A 20,863-nucleotide genomic window follows, 5' to 3' on the forward strand; every position below is an offset into this window, starting at 1 on the left:
TCAGCCAGGCGTGATACTCGCGATCATTTCGGTGTTGGTGATGGCCGGCCTGGGCGGCGAACGGCTAGCGATGGCGGCAGAGGGATATCCGCCCCATCCGCTGCCCAGCTACATCGCCACCCAACAAGACTATACGCTCGGCTTGAAACCCGACGGAACAGTAGTCGGCGACGGTCAAGTTCAAATGTTAAACTTGTGGGACTGGACGAACGTCAAATCGATCGATGCGGGATTGAAGCATGCCGTCGCAGTTACGACTGACGGGCGTGTGTATGCAGCGGGGAAAGACGGCGGCAACGCTTGCTTCTCCAGCGACGATTTGACTCAAAAAGCGACACAATGGACGCAAATGAAGTCTGTGGTAGCAGGAGATTGCTTTACGGTAGGGTTGAAAACCGACGGAACCGTTGTGGGGCTCGGCAAGATGAACGGCTACGGGCAAATCAGCAATTTGTCCGAGTGGTCCGGCATCACGCAGATAGCCGCCGGCGACAACTTCACGGTCGGCTTGACCAGCGGCGGTAAGGTTGTCATGAAGGGCAACAATTTCTATGGACAGGATAATGTCGGCTCCTGGAGCAATATCGTACAGATCGCTGCCGGGGATATGTTCATCTTGGGGCTTCGAGCCGACGGGACAGTTGTATCGACCGGCAGCGTCGACGTATCCGGGTGGAAAGATATCGTATGGATTTCCGCAGGTTCTTCGGTCGCCGCAGCCGTTACGAAGGAAGGCAAGGTCGTCACGGCAGGCTACGTCTTCTCCGATATTGAAACGGAAATGAAGAAGTGGACGGACATCATTCAGGTCTCGATCCGCCGTCAATCCCATGCGGTCGCCGTTCGTAAAAACGGACAGGCGGTAGCTGCCGTTCAAGTGAGCGGCTTTAATTACAAGCCGCAGGTGAAATGGAGCTTGAAGCAATACACGCCGCAGCGGCCGGCTTCAATCGCTGCTCCTTCGTCTCCTCGAACAAATGGGCTTGCCACGCTGCAATGGACATCCCCGGGTAATTGGGGACTAGGCAGCGACCGCTATTATCAGGTGGAGTTTTACGATGGAAGCGCTTGGTCTACGATTGGAGAGCGGGTGACCGATGCGACGTTCTCCTATGACATCCCCGATGCCGTCCATACCACCGAAGCCAAATTTCGGGTGCGTGCGGGTACCGAGTACGGCTTATCGGACTACACGACGACGGATGCGATGGTGATCGACAGTATACCGCCACAAGCACCGCTAATCGCGCTGAGCACGGAAGCTTGGAGCGACCAGCCCGTGACGGTTACGATTGCGGACGGTCAAGCACTAAGCGGGGTGGATCGCACGGAATACCGGTTAAACGGCGGTTTGTGGCAGACCTATACGGCGCCGCTGCTCGTAGAAACGGAGGGAGAAACGAAAGTCGAGGCGAGAGCCTGGAACACGCTGGGAGGAGTCAGCGAAGCCAGCGCCAAGACGGCTCGGATCGATCGGCTTGCTCCGGAGTCCCCGGTCCTGACAGCGGACGCTTCCGGTTGGACACATGCGGAGGAGGTGACAGTTTCCGTAACCGACGGAGCGGATGCGGGAATCGGCGTATTGCGGTCCGAGGTTCGGATCGCCGCCTTGGACGGCGCCGTTGTATCCGACTGGACGCCGTACGTTCCGCCCCTGAAGTTACAGGACGAAGGACGCTGGACCGTTCATGCAAGGACCGTCGATAAGCTGGGTCATGTAAGCGGGGAAAGTGCCTTTGACATATGGATCGACCGTACAAAGCCGAATGCTCCGGTGGTCACCACGCAAACGTCCGATTGGATTGACGCGCCTGCTGTGACAGTAGCCGTCTATGGCGACGACGGGCTATCGGGCTTGCAGCGTCTGGAATACAAGCTTAGCGGCGGAGCCTCCGCTGACTGGACGGCGTATACCGGCGAGCTGCGGATCGAGGCGGAAGGCGAAACCGAGGTACGGGTGCGCGCGATAGATAAGGCAGGCAATGTAAGCGACGAATCGTCCGCGTGGGTCCGAATCGACCGGTCCGCTCCGGAGACGCCGGTTGTATCGGCCAGTGAATCGGATTGGACTGCCCGGGACGTCAAGGTAAACCTGGCAGGTACGGACCGCCTGAGCGGTCTGCTGAGATTCCAAGTGAAGCAGGGTGCGGGCGGCGCTTGGCAGGATGTGGCTCCCGGCGACTTCGCGACCGTGACCGCCGAAGCTGAAACAACGGTTACGGCGCGAGCGGTAGACCGACTTGGTCATATCAGCGCGGAAGCCTCCGTTCTGGTCCGAATCGACCGAACGAAGCCGAATCCACCGCTTGTGACTCCGCAAACGTCCGATTGGATTGACGTGCCTGCTGTGACAGTGGCCGTCTATGGCGACGACGGGCTATCGGGCTTGCAGCGTCTGGAATACAAGCTCAGCGGTGGAACCTCCGCAGATTGGACGGAGTATACCGGCGAGCTGCGGATCGAGGCGGAAGGCGAAACCGAGGTACGGGTGCGCGCGATAGATAAGGCAGGCAATGTAAGCGACGAATCGTCCGCGTGGGTCCGAATCGACCGGTCCGCCCCGGAGACGCCGGTTGTTTCGGCCAGTGAGTCCGGATGGACTGCCCGGGACGTCAAGGTAAACCTGGCAGGTACGGACCGCTTGAGCGGTCTGCTGAAATTCCAAGTGAAGCTAGGGGCGGTCACTTGGCAGGATGTGGCTCCCGGCGACTTCGTAACCGTTACCGCAGAAGGCGAAACGACGGTTACGGCGCGAGCAGTAGACCGGCTCGATCACATAAGTGCAGAGGCCACACTTCTGGTCCGGGTCGACCGAACGACGCCGTCGGTCCCAATAATTGCGACCGACGCTGCAGGCTGGACGTCCGGGAATGTGACGGTGTCCGTATATGGGAGCGCCGATGCCGTTTCCGGGGTGTTGAAGTACCAGTTCAAGCTGGGAACGAACGGTACGTGGAGCGATGTTTCGGGAGCCGGCATCACCGTGAGCGCTGAAGGTGAAACACCTATTTATGCGAGGGCTTTGGATGTGGCGGGCAACGTAAGCGAAGCGGCTTATACGGTCGTTCGCATCGACCGAACGGCGCCTTCCGCTCCGGCCTTGACCCCGAGCACGACATACTGGACTAATGACAAGATCACCTTTACAATGAGCGGCGGTGCGGATGCGGGCAGCGGGATAACGCGCTGGCAGTATCGGATTAGCCCCAGCGGGAGTTGGACGGATTACGAGGGCGCCGCCGTGACGGTCGATACGGAAGGTGAAACGACCGTTTTTGCACGGGTTATGGACCATGTCGGTCTGGTCAGCGGAGAAGCGAGCGCGGTATTGCATATCGATCGGACGCCGCCGAGCGTGCCGGTGCTATCGCTAAGCGAACACGGCTGGTCGAACCGCCCCGTGACGTTTGAGGTATACGGCAGTACGGATATGGCGAGCGGCGTTGCAAAGTATATGGTGAAGCAAGGCGTAAACGCAGCTTGGACGGAATACCCTGGCACAGCGGTTGAGATCAGCTCGGAGGGGGAGACACCGGTATTTGCGCTGGCTGTCGATGGGGCGGGCAACCGGAGCGCCGAGGCCCGAGCCGTAGTCCGGATCGACCAGGGGATGCCGGTACTTACATTGAAAGGGGACAATCCGCTGCTGCTAGAGGTCGGTACTCCTTATGCGGAGCCGGGCGCTGAGGCTGCGGATGCGCAGGATGGCGATTTGACCGGGCAAATAACGGTTACGGGCAGCGTCTATTCCGCCAAGCTTGGTGCTTACGAGCTCCGGTACCGCGTATCGGACCGGACCGGGAATACCGTCGAAGCAATACGGATCGTACAGGTTGTAGACACGACAAAACCTGCGATCACGATAATGGGAGCGAATCCGGTTATCGTTGCCTTGGGTGATTCCTACACGGATACGGGGGCAACGGCGACGGATAATTACGACGGAGACATCACGAGCCGGATAACCGTTACGGGCAGTGTGTATACGAAGCAAACGGGTATATACGCGATCCGTTACAGCGTTAGCGACAGCTCCGGCAATGCGGCGGAAGCCGTCCGTTTCGTTCAGGTCGTGGACAAGGTAAGCCCCTATATCGTACTGATCGGCGAAAATCCGCTGGAATGGCCGGTCGGTACGGTCTATGTCGATCCTGGAGCAAGGGCGTTCGATCCGCAGGATGGAGACCTTACAGGCCGGATTACAGTAACGGGCCTTGTGGACGCGTCGCGGCTCGGGAGCTACGTGCTCCGCTACGAGGTGACGGATCAAGCCGGGAATCCGGCGATCCCGGTCACGCGTTCGGTTCGTGTGACCGATACGATCCGGCCGATCATTACGCTTCGGGGGGAGCCGGAGATGTCCATAGGCTACGGTGTTTCCTTTATCGATCCGGGCGCCGTGGCCAAGGATAACTACGACGGGGATATTAGCGGCAGCATTCGAGTGAGCGGGTATGTCGATTCCCGCAAGCCCGGTGTTTACGAGCTGCGCTACCAGGCTGAGGATTCATCCGGCAACCGCGCGCTGGAAGTCGTGCGCAAGGTCAAAGTGCTTCCCCTTGCGCTTCCGGAGAAGGAAGAGCAAGCGGAGGAGGGCGGAGGCCCGACGCCAAGCTCACCGATCTCAACCGCGCCGGAGCCGAACATCTCTGGCCCCGGACCGGCGACGGGAAAGCCGGAAGCCGCCAGCCCCGGTATACTGGAAGTAAGCGGCTCTGCGAACGATCCGGATATGCGGCTGACCGTTCGCGGAGAGGCTTTCGCCGCGGCGCTTGCAGAGACCCGAGGGGAGGACGTAATCCTGTCCTTCGCCGACATTATGCAGGCAGCCGGAGGCCGTTCCGTGCGCGTCGATCTGTCGGCTGAATCGGTGGCGGCAGCTGCGCAAGCAGGGAAAAAGATCCTGCTGCTAGGCGCGGAAGCCGGCTACTTGCTGGACCCGGCCGCTCTGGAGCTCTCTTCGCTTGCCGAACGGCTGGGGAGCAACCTCGAGGGAATGACGATCTCGGTAACGATGAGAGCGATCTCGGAGCCGGACAGATTGCAAGGCTTGAAGCGGCAGATGTCGGAAGCCGGCTATCGGCTTTTAGCCCCGGCTATGGATTTTGGCGTTAGCGTCACGGCCGGCAAAACGGTCATGTCGCTGGACTCGTCACCGCAATACGTCCCGAAAACGATCAAGCTTCGGGAAACGGCAAATCCAGATGAAACGACAGTGGTCCGCATCCTGCCTGACGGATCGATCAGCTTTGTGCCGGCGGTATTCTCCGGCGATCAGGTGACCGTATGGAGCCGGACGAACGGCACTTATGTGCCGGTAGTCAGGGAGAGCGGGACATTCACCGATATAACCGGACATTGGGCGGAAAAAGAAATCGACCGGTTGAAGGCCAAACTGATCGTTCAGGGGATGCCGGACGGTTCCTTCCATCCGGATGAGGAAATTTCGCGGGCGCAGTTTGCGGTTCTGCTCGCGCGTATGCTCGAATTGCGGCCGGTTCCGCCACAAGGGCGGTTCAAGGACGTAGCCGAGGACGATTGGTATGCCGGGACGATCGCAGCCGCACAGGAGGCGGGGCTGGTCGGCGGCTTCGACGACGGCACGTTCCGGCCGGATGCGCCGGTGACACGGGAGCAGATGGCCGTTATGTTGGCCCGGGCCATGACCTTTGCGGGATTCGCGACGGATGGAGATGCCGGTAAGTCCGATGAGTTACTCGAAGGCTTCCGGGACCGTGAAGCTATCTCTTCGTGGGCCCGCGACGGAGTTGCGAGAAATGCGAAGGCGGGTGTCATTACCGGCTTCACGGATACGAGTTATGCGCCGAACCGAAATGCCAGCAGGGCGGAAGCCGCGGTGATGATCAGCCGCTGGCTGACGTTTTCCGGGTGGATGAATTAACGGCAAAATACAGTAGGGGATAGGATCAGCAGCAACAGAGCCTTGCACATGTGCAAGGCTCTGTTTTCTCATTGGAAGCTGGCGGTTTAACGCCAACCTGCTTCCAAGCCGCGGATCCTCCCGAATCTCGCCCGATTATTCCGGGTCGCGGATTGCCGGGGGCTTAACGGGCGAAACGCGGATTTTGGCGGTAACATTGTTCCATGACGGCGATCTGCCTCCGCACCTGCTGCGGCGTAACCTCTAGCGGTTTGCCGTGGACGAGCGCGTCGTACAGATTTTCATAAAAAGCCGTTCCCATCGTATCGACCGTGTTTTTTTGTTCCCAGCGGTCTTCGTGCCAGATTAGAGTCTCCGTGCACGCGGCCGGACTTCCGTCCTTATGGAACATCGGCTCGACGATCAGTCGCTGCTCCGGCGCTTCCTCCGGTTTGAAATATTTCCAGTCCAACCGTCCGATCGTTCCTTTCAGCCCGCCGCATGTTCCCTGCACCTCGTAATGATTGGACGGATAAGGCTGACAGGAGGATATTTCCACTTCGACTACGGGAGAGCCTGGACCGCGCAGTGTAACGTAAACGTAATCCTCCGCGTCCCCGAAGCTGTTGGTCGAGTCCATGTAACAGGTCACATCCGGCATTCGCTCCGGATCGAACAGCTGCAGCGCCTGGTCGAGCGGATGCGGGCCGATGTTCATGAGGCCGCCGCCGTTAAACCGCTTGAGCGTCTGCCAATCCCAGCGGCGGGCGAAGGTGGCGTTGGCGAAGCGGATGCGCACGATACGCCCCAGCACGCCGGAATCGATGATCTGCTTCATTCGGACAAAGGAAGGCGAAAATCGCGACTGCTGAAACACAGCCAGCTTTTTATTCGCCAGCTCTGCCGCTTCGATCAGCCCGTCCACATCCGTGGCTGCGGGGGCCAGCGGTTTTTCGCACAGTACATGAAAGCCTTGCTGCAAAAACGCAAGCGTTACCGGAACATGCATATGACTGGGCGTGGCGTTTACGATCAGATCGATATCGTTTCGGTTGTATAATTCCTCATGATCGGCGTAGGCATCGCAGCCAAATTCCCGTACGGCCTGTTGGCGCCGTTCCTCAATACCGTCAACCACCGCCGCGATTCGATACCGGTCCGGCATATGGGACAGCAGCTTGGCATGAATGCCTTTTCCGCTGCGGCCTTGACCGATGATCGCGACCTGCATGATACGTGTTGTCTCCATCTCGTTTCTCTCCCCGCCTCATGATCCGAATCGGTTCCATGCGCCAATTCGATGTCATTTTATCACGAATGCGGACGAGAAGATTGCGTTTAAGTCCGTTATCCTATCGCTCTGTTACGATATTGAATTTGCTATAATGGTATCGAAGCAATGCCGAACGAAGGGGGCAAGCCGCGATGTTGTTTATTGATACGCTGCCGCGTCCGATCGACCTTTTATTTGTCGCAGACCGCGGCGGGCCGTATCAGGAAGTCTTTCATTTCCATCCGTTCGTCGAACTGTTTTATATTCATGAGGGCAGAGGCCAAGTGATCGTCGACCAGCGCGTTTATGAAGTCGGGCCGGGAACGCTGCTCTTTTTCCGTCCGTTTCAGCCGCATTACCAGCAAATGCAGATCAAGCCGAGCCAGCCGTATATCCGCTCCTTGTTCCGATACGATCCCGGTTATTTCGTCGAATTTTTGAAGCCGTTCCCAACGCTTTATCGGTTTCATGACAGCTTGAGCCGTTCTGCCGAGGTGCTTCACGTTCAGATGAGCCCTGTATTCGCGCAGTTGGACGGTTTTATTCGCGATACCCGCCAGTGGTTTTGCGATTATGGCGAGGGGGACGATCTGGAACAGCCTACGCTGTTTTTACTTTCGCTTTTTAAGCGGATTCAGCCGCTGTGGCAATTTGAGGACATGACGGACAGCCGCCAGCCCGCGTCTGACCCTTTCATCGTGCGCGTCCTGGAATGGATCGACGAACACCACGGAGAGCCGTTTCAGCTGGAGACGCTAGCTAAAGCGGTTCACTTGTCGCCGAAGTATCTCTCCAATTTATTCCGGAAGACGACCGGCAAAACGATTACCGACTTTTTGACGATCCGCAGGCTAAAGAGCGCTTCGCAGCTGCTCCAGACGACGACTTTAACCGTGCAGGAGGTGAGCGAGCGAGCGGGCTATACGAACTGCTCGCACTTTTGCCATACGTTCAGAAAGTACGTAGGGATGACGCCCGGCGAATTCCGTGCACGGCCGCTTGCTCCGGTTTGAGCGGCTGTGGCCGAATCCTAATAACGATCCATCATAGGAGCTCTCCCGAAGTCATGCAAACTTTCGGAGCGGCTTCTTATTTTTTTGAAAAACTGTGTCGGCGCTTCAGGAATGACTTCGCCTTTTGCCGCATTTCGATGTATGATAGTAGAAAATGTATGATATAGGAGGAGCCGATGGGAATTTTATCGAGATTTAAGGATATTATGGCTAGTAATATAAATGCCTTGCAGGAAAAAAGCGGCGATCCGGAAAAAGAAATCGAGGAGTTCATGCGGGGTCTCCATCTCGATCTGGGCAAAGTTCGATCGGAAACGGCTTCTGTGCTTGCCGAAGAAAGAAGGGCGGAGCGAGCGCTGGCCGATTGCCAGGCTGAAATGAGCAAGCTGCAAAAATACGCCGAGAAGTGCGTCGCGGACGGCAACGATGAAGGGGCCAGAAAGTTTCTGGAGAAAAAGGCGCCGCTTCAGGAAAAAGAAGCCCAACTGCGCGCTTCCCATAACCAATCCGCTTCGAATGTCGACTGGATGAAGCAGATGGAGCGCAAGCTGGAGACGGATATCGGCGAGCTGGAGCTGCGCCGTACGAAACTGAAGGAGCGAATGCTGGCGGCCCAGCATCAGAAGCACCTCAACTCGCTCGGTTCGCCGACCGGCGACGGCATTGAAGCAAAGCTCAAAGCGATGGAGGATAAGGCGAATACCGAATATAACGAAGCCATGGCCATTGCCGAACTCCGAGCCGAAAAGAAGGAAGACATCGACGAGCTGTTTGCTCAATTCGAGAAAAGCAACAGAGACAAGAAATAACAGTCAAACTGCGATTGAGGTGCACACATGCAAGTGATTGATTACAAATGCCCGAACTGCGGCGGCGACATGGCGTTTGACAATAAAACCGGGATGCTGGCTTGTCACAGCTGCGGCCGAACCGACAATATCGAGGGGATCGCCGACCCGTTGACGTTGACGCAAAATCAAAATACGTTTTCCGAGGACGAAGCGACCGAGTATCATTGTAAAAGCTGCGGGGCTGTTGTGATGACTGAGCCGGAGACGACTGCAACGGCATGCAGCTTCTGCGGGTCCAATCTTGTGCTAGGCGACCGGCTGACAGGAAAGCTGGCTCCCGCGTACGTGATCCCGTTCTCGATCGGCAAGGATGACGCGATGAAGGCGTTCCGCAAATGGTGTCGAAACGGCCGCCTGACGCCGAACGGATTTATGACGGCGGATCGGGTCAAAGGCATTACCGGGATGTACGTCCCGTTCTGGCTGTACGATCTGGATAATCAGATCCATGCGCAGGCCAGAGCCACGAAAGTAAGGAACTACAAGCAAGGCGATTACTTGTATACGGAAACGCAGCATTTCGATGTGCACCGGAAAATCCGATTGAATTATGTAAAGGTTCCGATCGACGCTTCGGAGAAAATGAACGATCAACTGATGGATAGGTTGGAGCCGTTTCCATACGACAAACTGAAAAGCTTCAAATCCCCTTATCTTGCCGGTTATATCGCCGAAAAGTACAGGTATAACGACGAGGAGCTTTTCCCGCGGGCCCAGGAAAAAATTCGCGAATTTATCGATTCTTATATTCGCTCTACGATGTCGGAATACACGACGGTGAATGTGACCGACAAACAAGTCGACACCACCATTCATCAGGTCGATTATGTGCTGCTGCCGGTTTGGGTCGTGCATTACGATTACAAAAAAACGGAGCATACGTTTGCCATGAACGGTCAGACAGGCAAGGTTGTAGGGAAGCCCCCGATCAGTAAGGCGAAGGTGGCCGCATGGTTCGCCAGCATCAGCGCCGCTTCTTTCCTTTCGCTCAAGCTCGTTTCCTGGATGATGGGAGGGGGATTGTGGTGAAAAAAAGCAGCGCGATGATACGACTCTTCATCGTTCTTGCCGTTTTGCTTGCGGCTGCCTTCGGAGCGAACTCGGCTATGGCGGCGAAGGAATCGAAGCAGCTTATCTATGACGATGCGAAGCTGCTGAGTCCGGAGCAGTATGGCGAACTGAACGCGATGGCGAACCGTTTGGGCGCCAAAAGAGAAACCGATATTATTATCGTTACTTCCAAAAACGACGGCAACGTCGACGTCATAAAAATGACGCAAGATTTTTATGACGAACATGCGCTCGGATACGATAAGCCTCACGGCAATGCCGTTATTTTGATGATGGACATGAAAAACCGGGAAGTATACCTGGCCGGATTCTACAAGGCGAAGGAGCTTCTGGATGATGCCAGATTAAAGAAAATTCGTACCAGGATCAGTCCGGATTTAACAAGCGGCGATTACCAGCTTGCCTTCAAAACGTACATTCAAACCGCGTATGACTATATGGGCTACCGCGCGGGCGTAAACCCGGATAATCTTTTATTTAACATCTGGTTTCAGCTTATAGTGTCACTGGTCATCGGCGGGGTGATCGTCTGGATCATGGTGCGAAATTCCGGGGGGCGTATTACGATTAATCGGCAAACGTACGAGGATTCGCGCACATCGGGAGTTTTGGAGCGTCACGACCAATACCTGAATACAACCATCACAAAGCAGAAAATCGAAAAAAACAACGGACGCGGCTCCGGTGGCGGTGGTGGAGGCGGCGGTACTACCGGCGGCGGCCATTCGCATAGCGGCAGCAGAGGATCATTTTAAATCGAAGGGATGAGCAAACGATGTTTTTTGGAAATCAATTTGCCAATGTAGTCGAATGGGAAGAGTTCAGAGACGATATGATTTTCTGGAAGTGGAGCAACCGGGAGATCAAAAAAGGGAGTAAGCTGATTATACGCCCCGGTCAAGACGCCATATTCCTTAACAACGGCAAAATCGAAGGAATATTCGAAAATGAAGGGGAATACAACATTGCCTCCGACATTATTCCGTTCCTGTCCACGCTCAAGGGATTTAAATTCGGCTTTAATAGCGGCATGCGAGTCGAAGTATTGTTCGTGAATACGAAGGAGTTCACCGTCAAGTGGGGGACGCAAAATCCGATCATGATCCCGACGCCGCAGCTTCCCGGCGGCATGCCCATTCGCGCGAACGGCACGTTTAATTTTAAGGTGAACGATTACGTAACGCTTATCGACAAAATCGCCGGAGTGAAAGAAAGTTACCTCGTGGAGGACGTCAAAATCCGCATCACTTCCGTGCTGGACCAGTTGCTTATGAAATGGATCAGCCGGGAAGGCAAAGATATGTTCAATTTGCAAGCCAATTCGTTCGAGATTGGCAAAGGCATCAGCGAAGATCTGGATATGCAGGTGATGGACAACGGAATGACCATTACCGGCTTCCATATCATGAGCTTTAATTACCCGCAAGAAATTCAAGACAAGATTACGAAGACCGCTTCGTACGAAATGATCGGAAATGTGCAGAAATATCAGCAGATCGTGATGACCGACGGTATGGCGTCCGGCAATGTAAAGGGCGGGGGCGCGGCAGCGGATATGGCCGGCATGATGATGGGGATGAACATCGCGAACGAAATGATGAAACAGATGAACCCCGGCTCGAAGCCATCCGCCGACTCCGCTCCTGCCCCGGCGGCGCAAAGCTCCGGAGGGAAGAAGGCGAACTTCTGTCCGAACTGCGGCACGAAAAATGAAGGAGCCAACTTCTGTGCGAATTGCGGTCAGAAATTGAATTAGTTGCGACTCTTGGCAGACTTGGAGGCAGCCGACATATCGGCTGCCTTTGTCATGATTCACAAGCTACAGCTTCTCCTCCAAACGCGCGAGTACAGTCTCCAAATCTTCGAGTTTGGACCAGTAAAGACGCATTTCGTCGCGGATCGGAATGCTTCAGTTCGTGCAAGCAGGAATAGGTGGCCATAACCGTAGAAGCTTTTCCGTGCTTGAACAAGGACGTCGAATCCTTATCATCCTCGGACAAGTGGGAGGGTAAGTGATGGTTCATCAGATCCATGCTCCGCGCTTGAACCGAACCCAGCAAAAAAATCGGCCACCGGTTTTCCGACAGCATATGAAAATAAAAGGTTGCGCCCCTGGTTCAAAACGCGCGCGCCAATTGTCGGCACTTTCTCGATATAGCCTTCCGCCACAAGCCTATCGAGCCCTTTCCGTACCGTATTTTACTAAGTGAGTACGTTCCACCGAGCTCCGCCTCCGATGACAAAAAATCCCCTTCGGCTCTTCTTCCTGACGCAATATCCTCTGTTTCTCTGGCAATCATTTTGATTAAACGTTTTGTGGTTGTGGTTTTTTTTGTTCTCACTTGTCGATCCTCCAAAGTTTTAAAGGTATACCGCCGCAGCACATCTCCTTTTAGTCTGGTATATTATGATTTTATTTTTGTGAGAAAAGTGTTTTTCACTTGATATTATAACTTGAAAAGGGTGTTTTTGTCGTTACTTTGGCTAGAAAAATTCCTTATTTTTGAAATAATAACGTTTGACAGCGCATATAACCCAGAATATAATCTAAAATGAACCAGAAGGTGTATTGTTGTTGAAAGTTGATATTCTTATTATCACCGATTATTTGGTTCACTTCCTCTTCATGCATGAAAGCGGTTAACGAAACGGTGAGGGACAAGGAAAGGAGGGATGAAAGTTCTATCGAATCGGGCGGTTTCATCGCTCCGGTCAAAGGAAGTCGAACAAGGTTTGTACTCGATAAACGAAAGGGTCGAATGCGATGGCGAAATCAGGTTCGGTCGCATGGATGCTTGTCTTATTGCTGATAGTCGGCTGCAATGGCACGGCATCGAACAGTGAGAATGCAGGAGACAAGGGGGAAGAGAGGAAGGAGAATCAACTCGCCGACGAATACAAAGGCGGACCTGCCGAGCTGGTCGTTTACGATCGCAATGCGGGCTTAACAGACGAAGAATTCCAGAAAGTGTTCGTGCAACCGCTGAAAGCCAAATATCCGGAGATCAGTCTAAAGCACGTAAAGGCGGCGACGATCTCGCTGGAAAATATGTTGGCCGGCGGCACTCCCCCGGACATTGTATTGACTAGTAATGTCGCGCTTGCAACAATAGCAGACATGGATTATCCGACTGATGTTAACGAAATGATGGCGAGATTCAAAGTGGATATGGGCCGTGTCGAGCCAGCGGTCGTCACAGAGCTTCGCAAGTTTGGCAAAAAAGGGGAGCTGTTCGGCATTCCTTTCGCCATGAACTACGGTGCGATGATGTATAACAAGGACGTCTTCGACAAGTTTGCTGTCGCTTACCCTAGAGATTCGATGACTTGGGATGAAATCTATGAGCTGGCCATACGGCTCACGCGTACGGACGGAAACGTGAAGTATATCGGTGCCTCCCCAGGCCCGGCGAATTGGAAGTTCCGTCAATATTCACTGCCGGTGTTTGACGACAAGACGGGAAGAGCTTCGGTAAGTACGGAAGGGCATAAGAAAGCATTTGAACTAATGCAGAAATTTTATAAAATTCCCGGTTATGTCGATCAGGCCGTTTTCGAATATCCGGACGAGGTGTTCGTCAAAGAAGGCCGGATGGCCATGTTTCCGACGTGGATTGCAGGCGTGACGTATTATTTGAACCAGTCGGGCGGGAAGCTGCCGTTCAATTGGGACTTGGCTGCCTATCCGGCATTCGCGGACCGTCCGAATCTCGGCCAGCCGGTAGACTTCCACTCAGCCCTCGTATACAAGGCAAGCAAAAATAAAGAGGCGGCGTATCAGTTGCTTCGGTTGCTGCTGACAGACGACATCCAGATGATGCTCAGCAGGGGAGGAAGGCTTCCGGTGATTAAGGATGATGCGATACGTAAACAGTTCGGAGAAGAAAACGGCTATTACAAAGGCAAAAACTTGCAGGCCATTTTTAAAGTAGGGCCCTCTCCTGCGCCGTCGGCGTCGATCTATGACACGAAGATCAATGTGCTGGTCAATACCGAGTTGGCCAAAAGTATAGCGGTGGACGGCGTCGATATCAATTCAGCTCTGCGCAGTGCGGAAGAAAAGGCGAATAAGGAAATCGTTCAAAAGTGAGAAATGGGAGTGTGAAGAGAGTGGCGAAAACGGTTGTAACCGCGGCTTTGTCGGCTTTATTCATAGTAGCTGCGGCGACGGGATGCAGCGGAGGAAACAACGGCTCGGAGGGTGCCAATGAGCCGGCAATCGTTAAGGAGACGAAGCCCCTTGCCGCAGAAAACATAACGCTCAAAATTGCGATGAACTTCGGCGGTTATTTGACGGACGACGAGTTTGCTAAATTTGTCGTCGATCCGGTCAAAAAGCGGTACCCGAACATAACGATCCAAAAAGTCACGATGGATGCCGAGGCGAACAAGTTGGATAAAATCGTCGCGTCGGGCAACATTCCGGATATTGTCATTTACGCCGGTCCGCTGATCGATCAATTGACCGATCTCGCCCTTGACATGAATCTCGAGCCGCTCATCCAGAAGCATAACTTCGATTTGAACCGGTTCGAGAAGGTGACGCTCGATTCGATTAAGGTGGCAAGCCGGAAAGACTATTTGATTGCGATTCCCTACACGATGCATTTCAACGCCAACTATTACAATAAAGATATTTTCGATAAGTTCGGTGCATCTTATCCGAAGGACGGAATGACCTGGGAGCAGACGACGGATTTGGCTAAGCGTGTGACGAGGCAGGACAGCGGGGTTCAGTATAGGGGGATGGAGCCTGATTATGTATACCGGGTCGCGTCCGCCTTGGCGCTTCCGATAATTGACGACAAGACGTCGAAAGCTTCGATCAATACGACCCCGTGGCGGAACGTGTTCGAAACGGTGAAGAATATATACGACATTCCAGGCAATTCCAAGCTGCAATATGCCGGCACCGGCCAGGATGCGTTCGTCAAGGATAAAACGATTGCGATGCTGCCGAGCTTGAATTTGCTCGCAAAGCTGTCACAGGCGAAAGATTTGAACTGGGACATGGTTACATATCCTTCGTTCCCGGAAGCGCCGGCAACGGGTACGGCAATCGACGAGCATTTCATGCTCATTACGACAAACAGCAAATATAAGGATGAAGCGTTAAAGGTAATCATGACGATTACGTCCGACGAAGTGCAGAAGGATATGGTCCAAAATGGCAAAAACACAGTTCTGAAAGACGAAAAGATCAAGGCTGAATTCGGGAAAAATTTGCCCTTCCTGACCGGTAAAAACATTCAGGTCATTTCAAGAACGAAGCCGGCTATTGCAACCGCGAGCACGAAGGACATGAGCTATGCCAGGGAACGGGTGCTTAAAGCGATGGAGTCATTTGTCAAAGGGGAGGAAGCGGACGTCAACACGGCACTCCGCAAAGCGGAAGAGGATATTAACAAGACGATTGAGGCGAATAAGGGGAAATGACGGCGTCCTGAACAAGGAAGCCGCGCAGCCGGCCCTGACGGTGGATCGATCAGGGCCCCGGAAGCAGGAACGTTAGGAACCGGCCTGCAGCTTGTCTTCGATCCGGCGAAGCACCGTTTCCAGATCGTCCAGTTGGGACCAGTAAAATTTCAGCTCGCGGCGCATGTCTAGCAAGTCGTTGTATGTCGCTCCCATATCAGAGTGAAACCGGTAGGAAGGAATGATTTCACGGAACAGGTCGAACCGGTGCGGGCGGTTGCCGGCGAAATCTTCTCCCGTCCATTCCGCGGCCGATTTAAGGCTCGGTATGCTGAGTGTATGCTTCCTAATGAATTGCTGGGTTTGGTGAGACAGCATGTAGTCGACGAACAGCCTTGCGGCCAACTTTTGCTTGGATTCCCGGCTAATGCCGAGCGAGATGATGCCGAGCAACGTTTTCGGCTCCGCTATATTCGGTACGGGGGATATGTCGTATTCGAACGGTGCATCGCGGAACGCGTTCAAGCTGTTGTACGTTGCGAGGATGATCGATACTTTCTCCTTCAGGAACAAGAGCTGAACGTCCCGGTCGTCGTCCGACGAATAAGAGAGGAACGCTTCTCGGTCTTGAACGACATTTGTACATATTTCCAAAGCTTCCTTCAACTTGAGATCGTCCAACTTATATTTGCCGTGCTCGTCGCGCTGAAAAACGACTCCGTTCTGAAGCAGAAACAACGGCCAACGGTTTTCGGAAAACAAGTGGAAATAAACCCCGAACCGGTCGGTCGCTTTCGACAGCTTGGCACCCGTCCTGCGCAGATCGTCCCATGTCCAGCTGCTGTCCGGCTCCGGCAAGGAGAGCTCCCGGAAATGGTCTTTGTTATAGCACAGGATGACCGGAGTAAAAACGAACGGCTGAGCATATAAGCGATCGTGTTTGACGAACGGCTTCGTCAGAAACGGATAGATTCCTTCCTTCCATTCCTGCGGCTCTAGCACTTCCGATACCTGGTCGGCATCGCCCATGACCTCGAAATCGGTAACGTTGACGGTCATCACGTCGATTCCGTCCTCCAGCATCCGCTTCGTTTCGATCTCGCGATTGCGATTGTAATAATATTTTTTCACCGGTTTGACTCGAATGTTGGGATAAGCTTCGTGGAAAGCGCCGAGCATTTCTGTAATTCGAATTTCTTCATCCAGACTGGCGTAGTAGCCGAAATGGATCGTTACCGTTTCCTGGCGGTAAGGTTTTGCCACTTTCGTCCCGATTCGCGGAATTTTCTCGATGTAGCCTTCGTTTGCGAGCACGTCGAGCCCTTTCCGGACCGTATTTTTACTCAGCTCGTATTGTTCGCACAGATCGAGCTCGGATGGCAGGAAATCTCCTTCGGCTCGTTTGCCGGTAATAATCTCATCCCTCAAAGTGGAGATTAGCAGTTCGATTCTGGATCTCGAGGTGGTGCGTCGTAATTTCGAATCCATAAGTCCTCCGTAGAATCGGCGTTATGTTGCCTGCTTTAGCTTATTTCTGGAAAGGTTTTATTCGATTATAGCAGAAGCGTTGTTTGGTTGCTATCTGGTTCATTATGAATCGCAAATTGCAAGCAGATCGAATAGGAGGTAGATGTCCAATGGGAGAATTGAATCGTTCCCGCAGGGATTTACTGGTGTCAGGCGCGAAGTTGGTCGCGGGTGCAGGGGTTGGATTGGCTGCAAGCGCAATGATTTCTCCGGCAGCATTCGCTGCCGAAATTCCCGCTCCATTACAGCAGTTCGCAGTTGACCCCGGCATGGGCTTTCTATGTAATGTCAAAGCCGCTCCGTATAATGCCAAAGGTGACGGAGTGACCGACGATACGGATGCGTTCGAAGCGGCGTTGAGCACGCTCGAGTCAAACACGGGGGGAGTGTTATACATTCCGGCTGGAACGTATATTCTCCGCTATGTGAAGCTGAGATCGAGAGTCGTGCTGCGCGGGGACGGGAATGCGTCTGCGTTGAGGCTGAAAACCAATACAAATACGAACTTGGTCATATTAAAGGATGATTCGGTTGTCCAAGTCGGAATTATGGATCTCGCAATTGACGGAAACAAAGATGGCAATACGACCGGCAACGGGATTTTCCTAAAAAAAACGACCTATTTGGCAAAACCGGTTTATGCGTATCAATCGAATCGGAGCGATTTGAATTCGTTCATACACAACGTGCTTATATACAACTGTGCGGAAAATGGGATAGCGATTGATTATACACAGACGGATTTCGTGAATGTTCGTGCCCTACACATGAGCGACTTGCACGTATGGGGTTGTAAAAGGGCAGGCTTTACGGCGAAATCGATGACCGACTGCAAAATAACGAATTCGGTATTCAACTCGAACGCCATGTACGGCGTATATATCGAAGGCGGAGCTAACAACCACTATGTCAACGTGAAGACTTTCTACAACGGGCTGAGCGATCCGAACAACTTGGGGAGTTTTTATTTTAAAGATAGCGGTCGGTCGACTCTCGTTTCATGCGAAGCCCAGGAGGAATACAAGCATGGATTCATGCTGGACGGCTGCACGATGTTCAATATCGTTTCGTCGGTAGCGGATTCGAATGGTCAGGAGAACTCTACTTGTGCCGGCTTTTATTTAAAAGGCTGCAAGAGGTGCTCCCTAAACGGCTGCGCCGTCACTTCTTTCCACACTCCCAGCTGGCAAGGAATCGGAGTGAAGTTGGAAAACGCGGAATCCATTTATGGAACCGTCATTGCATGGAATCAGCTGAATAACAAAACGTTTGAAGTTAACGGTACCGTAACCGACATCGGGCTTCAGGTCAACGGAAAGTATATCATCGAGCCGACGGTACTTACACTGGGAACGCATAACCTATGGGTCGACCAGACGGGCAGGCTCAGAATGAAAAACGGCGCACCCACCAGCGATACGGATGGAACGATCGTTGGTCCGACTGATGCTGGCGGCGGTACCGGGAATGGCAATGACCCTGACAACGGAAATGGAAGTAACCCGGGTAACGGCGGTGCTCCTGGTAACGGCAATGGCAATGGGAATATAGACGGAAATAATAACAAAAGTTCGACTAAATGGCAGTGGCTGTGGCAATGGTGAGCAGCGGCAGTTGGAACAACAAGAAATGACGAGGAGGCATGTAAGCTATGAAAGTCGCGGTTATTGGGTGCGGAACGATGGGGGAGGCGCATGCGCGGGAATGGATTCGCATACACGGTGTGCATTTGGCCGGGGTATGCGACCCGATCGCGGAAAAGGCGGCCAAAGTGGCGGGGGTATGCCGTACGGACGCCTTCTGCTCCTTCGACGAGATGATGTCCACCGTGAAACCCGATGTGGTCGACATCTGCTTGCCGACCCATATGCATAAGGAATATACGGTAAGAGCGGCCGAACTCGGCAAGCACGTCATCTGCGAAAAGCCGATTTCCAATACGGTCGCCGACGGGCTGGAGATGATAGATGCCTGCAAGCGTCATGGGGTCGGCTTGTATATAGGACACGTTACGAGATTCGGGCGGCAGTATTCGGATGCGCATAAAAAGATTAAGTCCGGGGCTATCGGCAACGTTGGCATCGCCCATACGCGGAGATACGGCGGATATCCCGGCATACGTAAGGAATGGTACGCCGACCGCAAGCTGAGCGGCGGAGTAATCATGGATCTGATGATCCACGATATCGACTTTGTTTGCTGGGTGCTCGGCGACGTACAGTCCGTATTCGCACAAGCGGCCGGTACGGATCGAATGGAATATGCGCTTGTTACGCTTCGATTCGAGAACGGTGCGATCGCCAATCTCGAAAGCATGTGGGGGTACACCGGACCGTTCACCACAAGATTCGAGTTTGCCGGCAGCGAAGGGCTCATTCGCAGCCATAGTGACGAATCCGGCACGCTCACGCTTCACACCGCCACTAATAAAGGCCATGCGGAGCAAGTAGACCGCTACATTAACCAGCACTGGGAGCTCATGCACTTTATCGACTGCATTCGATCGGGCAACCAGGCGGTTATTGCTCCAGAGGAGGCGCTCCGCAATGTAGAAATCGCCCATGCCGCCTTGCAGTCGATCGAAACGGGCAAGCGAGTCGTAGTGTCCGATCAGATGATACCGGCAAAGCATGCGATCAGCAAGGAGGCGGGAGCATGAACAAGTTGAAAGTCGGCATTCTCGGTTTTGCCTACTTTTCTCATGCAAGGACTGCTTTGCATATTTTGCAGCGGATGCCGGAAGTGGAGGTGGTCGGAGTTTCCCATCATGACCGGGGCCGCGTAGTACTGATGCTGGAGCAATGCGGTGTGCCCTTCTACGAACAATACGGCGAGCTGTTGAGTACAGAGCTGGACGCCGTGCTGGTCTGCTCGGAAAATGTGCATCATGCCGAAATGACGCTGGCCGCGATCCGCGCCGGGAAGCACGTGCTATGCGAAAAGCCGTTGGGTGTAGCCTCGGACGAGATGCGGCAGATGGTTGTCGAGGCTAAGGAGAACGGAGTGCGGCTGATGACGATGCTGACCGGCTGCTTCCACCCTGCCGTTATGGAAGCGAAGCGCTTGATTGACAGCGGGAAAATAGGTCGTGTCGTCGCGCTTAAAGGTACGAATCGCGGAAAATTTCCGGGGGGCTGGTATACTATCCCGGAGCTGTCCGGGGGCGGTGCGATTATCGATCACGCTGTACATGTCACCGGTGTCATGAATCTGCTGACTGGGTCTAAGGCGAAAGCAGTGTATGCCGAAGGCGGCACGTTCTTTCGCGAGCTGAATGCAGAGGACGGCGGGATTGTGCACGTTACATTCGAGAACGGCGCAATCGCCGTCATCGACCCCAGTTGGTCACGGTGCGATTCGTTTCCGTTCGACGTCGATTTCACCGCTCAGGTAATCGGTACCGAAGGGGTTCTAGCGCTCGATTGCTTCAACCAGAAGACGGAAAACTACTTGGATCGTACGCCGCGAGCGGAGTGGGACTATTACGGAGACAGTACGTATGAGCTTATGATCGAGGACTTCGTTCGCGCGGTTCGCGATGGAACAGACGGGCAAGTGACGGGAGAAGATGGCTTGAACGCTTCACTAGTCGCCTTGGCTGCCTACAAATCAATGAAGCGCGGAGAGATGGTCACGGTCGATTGATCCGGCCGTGCGCCAAGAATAGAACAACCGGAGTTCGCCTGTGCGGCGTCTCTGGTTGTTTTTTGTTCGCAGAGAGGTAAGGAGTCGGCACGGAAATTTCGTGGCTGCAAGGAAAAAATCAATATGGAGGCGGAGGAAGCCGACAAATCGATTCAGGAGCAAATCGCGAAGACGTAGAGGTGATTCG

General features: G+C 53.9%; 13 protein-coding genes. 11 read left to right on the forward strand and 2 right to left on the reverse strand.

The features are described from left to right. Window positions 1–10 precede the first annotated feature (10 nt). A complete protein-coding gene (locus D7M11_RS03375; RefSeq protein ID WP_120745760.1) occupies window positions 11–5,902 on the forward strand; it encodes an OmpL47-type beta-barrel domain-containing protein in 5,892 nt (1,963 codons plus the stop codon). A 163-nt stretch (window positions 5,903–6,065) separates the two neighbouring features. Here D7M11_RS03375 and D7M11_RS03380 read toward each other — a convergent pair whose 3' ends face one another. Beyond that, the gene (locus D7M11_RS03380) at window positions 6,066–7,130 is read right to left on the reverse strand and encodes a Gfo/Idh/MocA family protein (RefSeq protein WP_120745761.1); all 1,065 of its coding nucleotides are present in this window, start codon (window positions 7,128–7,130) and stop codon (window positions 6,066–6,068) included. Window positions 7,131–7,306: 176 nt separating this feature from the next. Between D7M11_RS03380 and D7M11_RS03385 the strand changes: the two genes are divergently transcribed. The 7 genes from D7M11_RS03385 to D7M11_RS03415 all read left to right on the forward strand — a co-directional run bounded on the left by D7M11_RS03385 (window position 7,307) and on the right by D7M11_RS03415 (window position 15,525). Continuing rightward, window positions 7,307–8,167 carry an AraC family transcriptional regulator gene (locus D7M11_RS03385; protein WP_120745762.1) on the forward strand — a complete coding sequence of 287 codons (861 nt, stop codon included), beginning with the start codon at window positions 7,307–7,309 and terminating at the stop codon, window positions 8,165–8,167. 176 nt (window positions 8,168–8,343) lie between these two features. Continuing rightward, a complete protein-coding gene (locus D7M11_RS03390) occupies window positions 8,344–8,976 on the forward strand; it encodes a PspA/IM30 family protein (RefSeq protein WP_120745763.1) in 633 nt (210 codons plus the stop codon). Window positions 8,977–9,003: 27 nt separating this feature from the next. Then, on the forward strand, window positions 9,004–10,047 hold the full coding sequence (locus tag D7M11_RS03395) for a TFIIB-type zinc ribbon-containing protein (RefSeq protein ID WP_120745764.1): 1,044 nt from the start codon (window positions 9,004–9,006) through the stop codon (window positions 10,045–10,047). Then, window positions 10,044–10,844, forward strand: coding sequence for a TPM domain-containing protein (locus D7M11_RS03400; protein WP_193556091.1), 801 nt, complete (start codon window positions 10,044–10,046; stop codon window positions 10,842–10,844). The genes D7M11_RS03395 and D7M11_RS03400 overlap by 4 nt, the downstream gene beginning before the upstream one ends. A 20-nt stretch (window positions 10,845–10,864) precedes the next feature. Beyond that, window positions 10,865–11,845: an SPFH domain-containing protein gene (locus tag D7M11_RS03405; protein WP_120745765.1), complete on the forward strand. Its 981-nt coding sequence runs from the start codon at window positions 10,865–10,867 to the stop codon at window positions 11,843–11,845. 1,008 nt (window positions 11,846–12,853) lie between these two features. Continuing rightward, the gene (locus D7M11_RS03410) at window positions 12,854–14,179 is read left to right on the forward strand and encodes an ABC transporter substrate-binding protein (RefSeq protein WP_120745766.1); all 1,326 of its coding nucleotides are present in this window, start codon (window positions 12,854–12,856) and stop codon (window positions 14,177–14,179) included. Between the two features lie 20 nt (window positions 14,180–14,199). Beyond that, window positions 14,200–15,525 carry an ABC transporter substrate-binding protein gene (locus tag D7M11_RS03415; protein WP_120745767.1) on the forward strand — a complete coding sequence of 442 codons (1,326 nt, stop codon included), beginning with the start codon at window positions 14,200–14,202 and terminating at the stop codon, window positions 15,523–15,525. A gap of 72 nt (window positions 15,526–15,597) precedes the next feature. On the opposite strand, the gene D7M11_RS03420 is transcribed toward D7M11_RS03415, so the two are convergent. Further along, window positions 15,598–16,992 (reverse strand): extracellular solute-binding protein, encoded by a 1,395-nt coding sequence (locus D7M11_RS03420; protein ID WP_120745768.1) that lies wholly within the window; start codon window positions 16,990–16,992, stop codon window positions 15,598–15,600. 149 nt (window positions 16,993–17,141) lie between these two features. Between D7M11_RS03420 and D7M11_RS36845 the strand changes: the two genes are divergently transcribed. From D7M11_RS36845 to D7M11_RS03435, 3 genes are read left to right on the forward strand one after another with little or no spacing between them, the layout of a single operon-like run. Continuing rightward, entirely contained in the window at window positions 17,142–18,635 is a 1,494-nt protein-coding gene (locus D7M11_RS36845) for a glycosyl hydrolase family 28-related protein (protein ID WP_158606403.1), read from the forward strand. A gap of 47 nt (window positions 18,636–18,682) precedes the next feature. Continuing rightward, the gene (locus D7M11_RS03430) at window positions 18,683–19,690 is read left to right on the forward strand and encodes a Gfo/Idh/MocA family protein (RefSeq protein ID WP_120745770.1); all 1,008 of its coding nucleotides are present in this window, start codon (window positions 18,683–18,685) and stop codon (window positions 19,688–19,690) included. Continuing rightward, entirely contained in the window at window positions 19,687–20,676 is a 990-nt protein-coding gene (locus tag D7M11_RS03435; RefSeq protein WP_120745771.1) for a Gfo/Idh/MocA family protein, read from the forward strand. The genes D7M11_RS03430 and D7M11_RS03435 overlap by 4 nt, the downstream gene beginning before the upstream one ends. Window positions 20,677–20,863: the final 187 nt, after the last annotated feature.

The organism is Paenibacillus ginsengarvi (genome assembly GCF_003626695.1).
Lineage (GTDB): Bacteria > Bacillota > Bacilli > Paenibacillales > NBRC-103111 > Paenibacillus_AB > Paenibacillus_AB ginsengarvi.

Excerpts from the sequence above, each read along its gene's own strand:
- D7M11_RS03380 (WP_120745761.1), bottom strand. The coding sequence starts at position 7,130 with ATGGAGACAACACGTATCATGCAGGTCGCGATCATCGGTCAAGGCCGC.
- D7M11_RS03385 (WP_120745762.1), top strand. The coding sequence starts at position 7,307 with ATGTTGTTTATTGATACGCTGCCGCGTCCGATCGACCTTTTATTTGTC.
- D7M11_RS03390 (WP_120745763.1), top strand. The coding sequence starts at position 8,344 with ATGGGAATTTTATCGAGATTTAAGGATATTATGGCTAGTAATATAAAT.
- D7M11_RS03395 (WP_120745764.1), top strand. The coding sequence starts at position 9,004 with ATGCAAGTGATTGATTACAAATGCCCGAACTGCGGCGGCGACATGGCG.
- D7M11_RS03405 (WP_120745765.1), top strand. The coding sequence starts at position 10,865 with ATGTTTTTTGGAAATCAATTTGCCAATGTAGTCGAATGGGAAGAGTTC.
- D7M11_RS03410 (WP_120745766.1), top strand. The coding sequence starts at position 12,854 with ATGGCGAAATCAGGTTCGGTCGCATGGATGCTTGTCTTATTGCTGATA.
- D7M11_RS03420 (WP_120745768.1), bottom strand. The coding sequence starts at position 16,992 with ATGGATTCGAAATTACGACGCACCACCTCGAGATCCAGAATCGAACTG.
- D7M11_RS36845 (WP_158606403.1), top strand. The coding sequence starts at position 17,142 with ATGGGAGAATTGAATCGTTCCCGCAGGGATTTACTGGTGTCAGGCGCG.
- D7M11_RS03430 (WP_120745770.1), top strand. The coding sequence starts at position 18,683 with ATGAAAGTCGCGGTTATTGGGTGCGGAACGATGGGGGAGGCGCATGCG.
- D7M11_RS03435 (WP_120745771.1), top strand. The coding sequence starts at position 19,687 with ATGAACAAGTTGAAAGTCGGCATTCTCGGTTTTGCCTACTTTTCTCAT.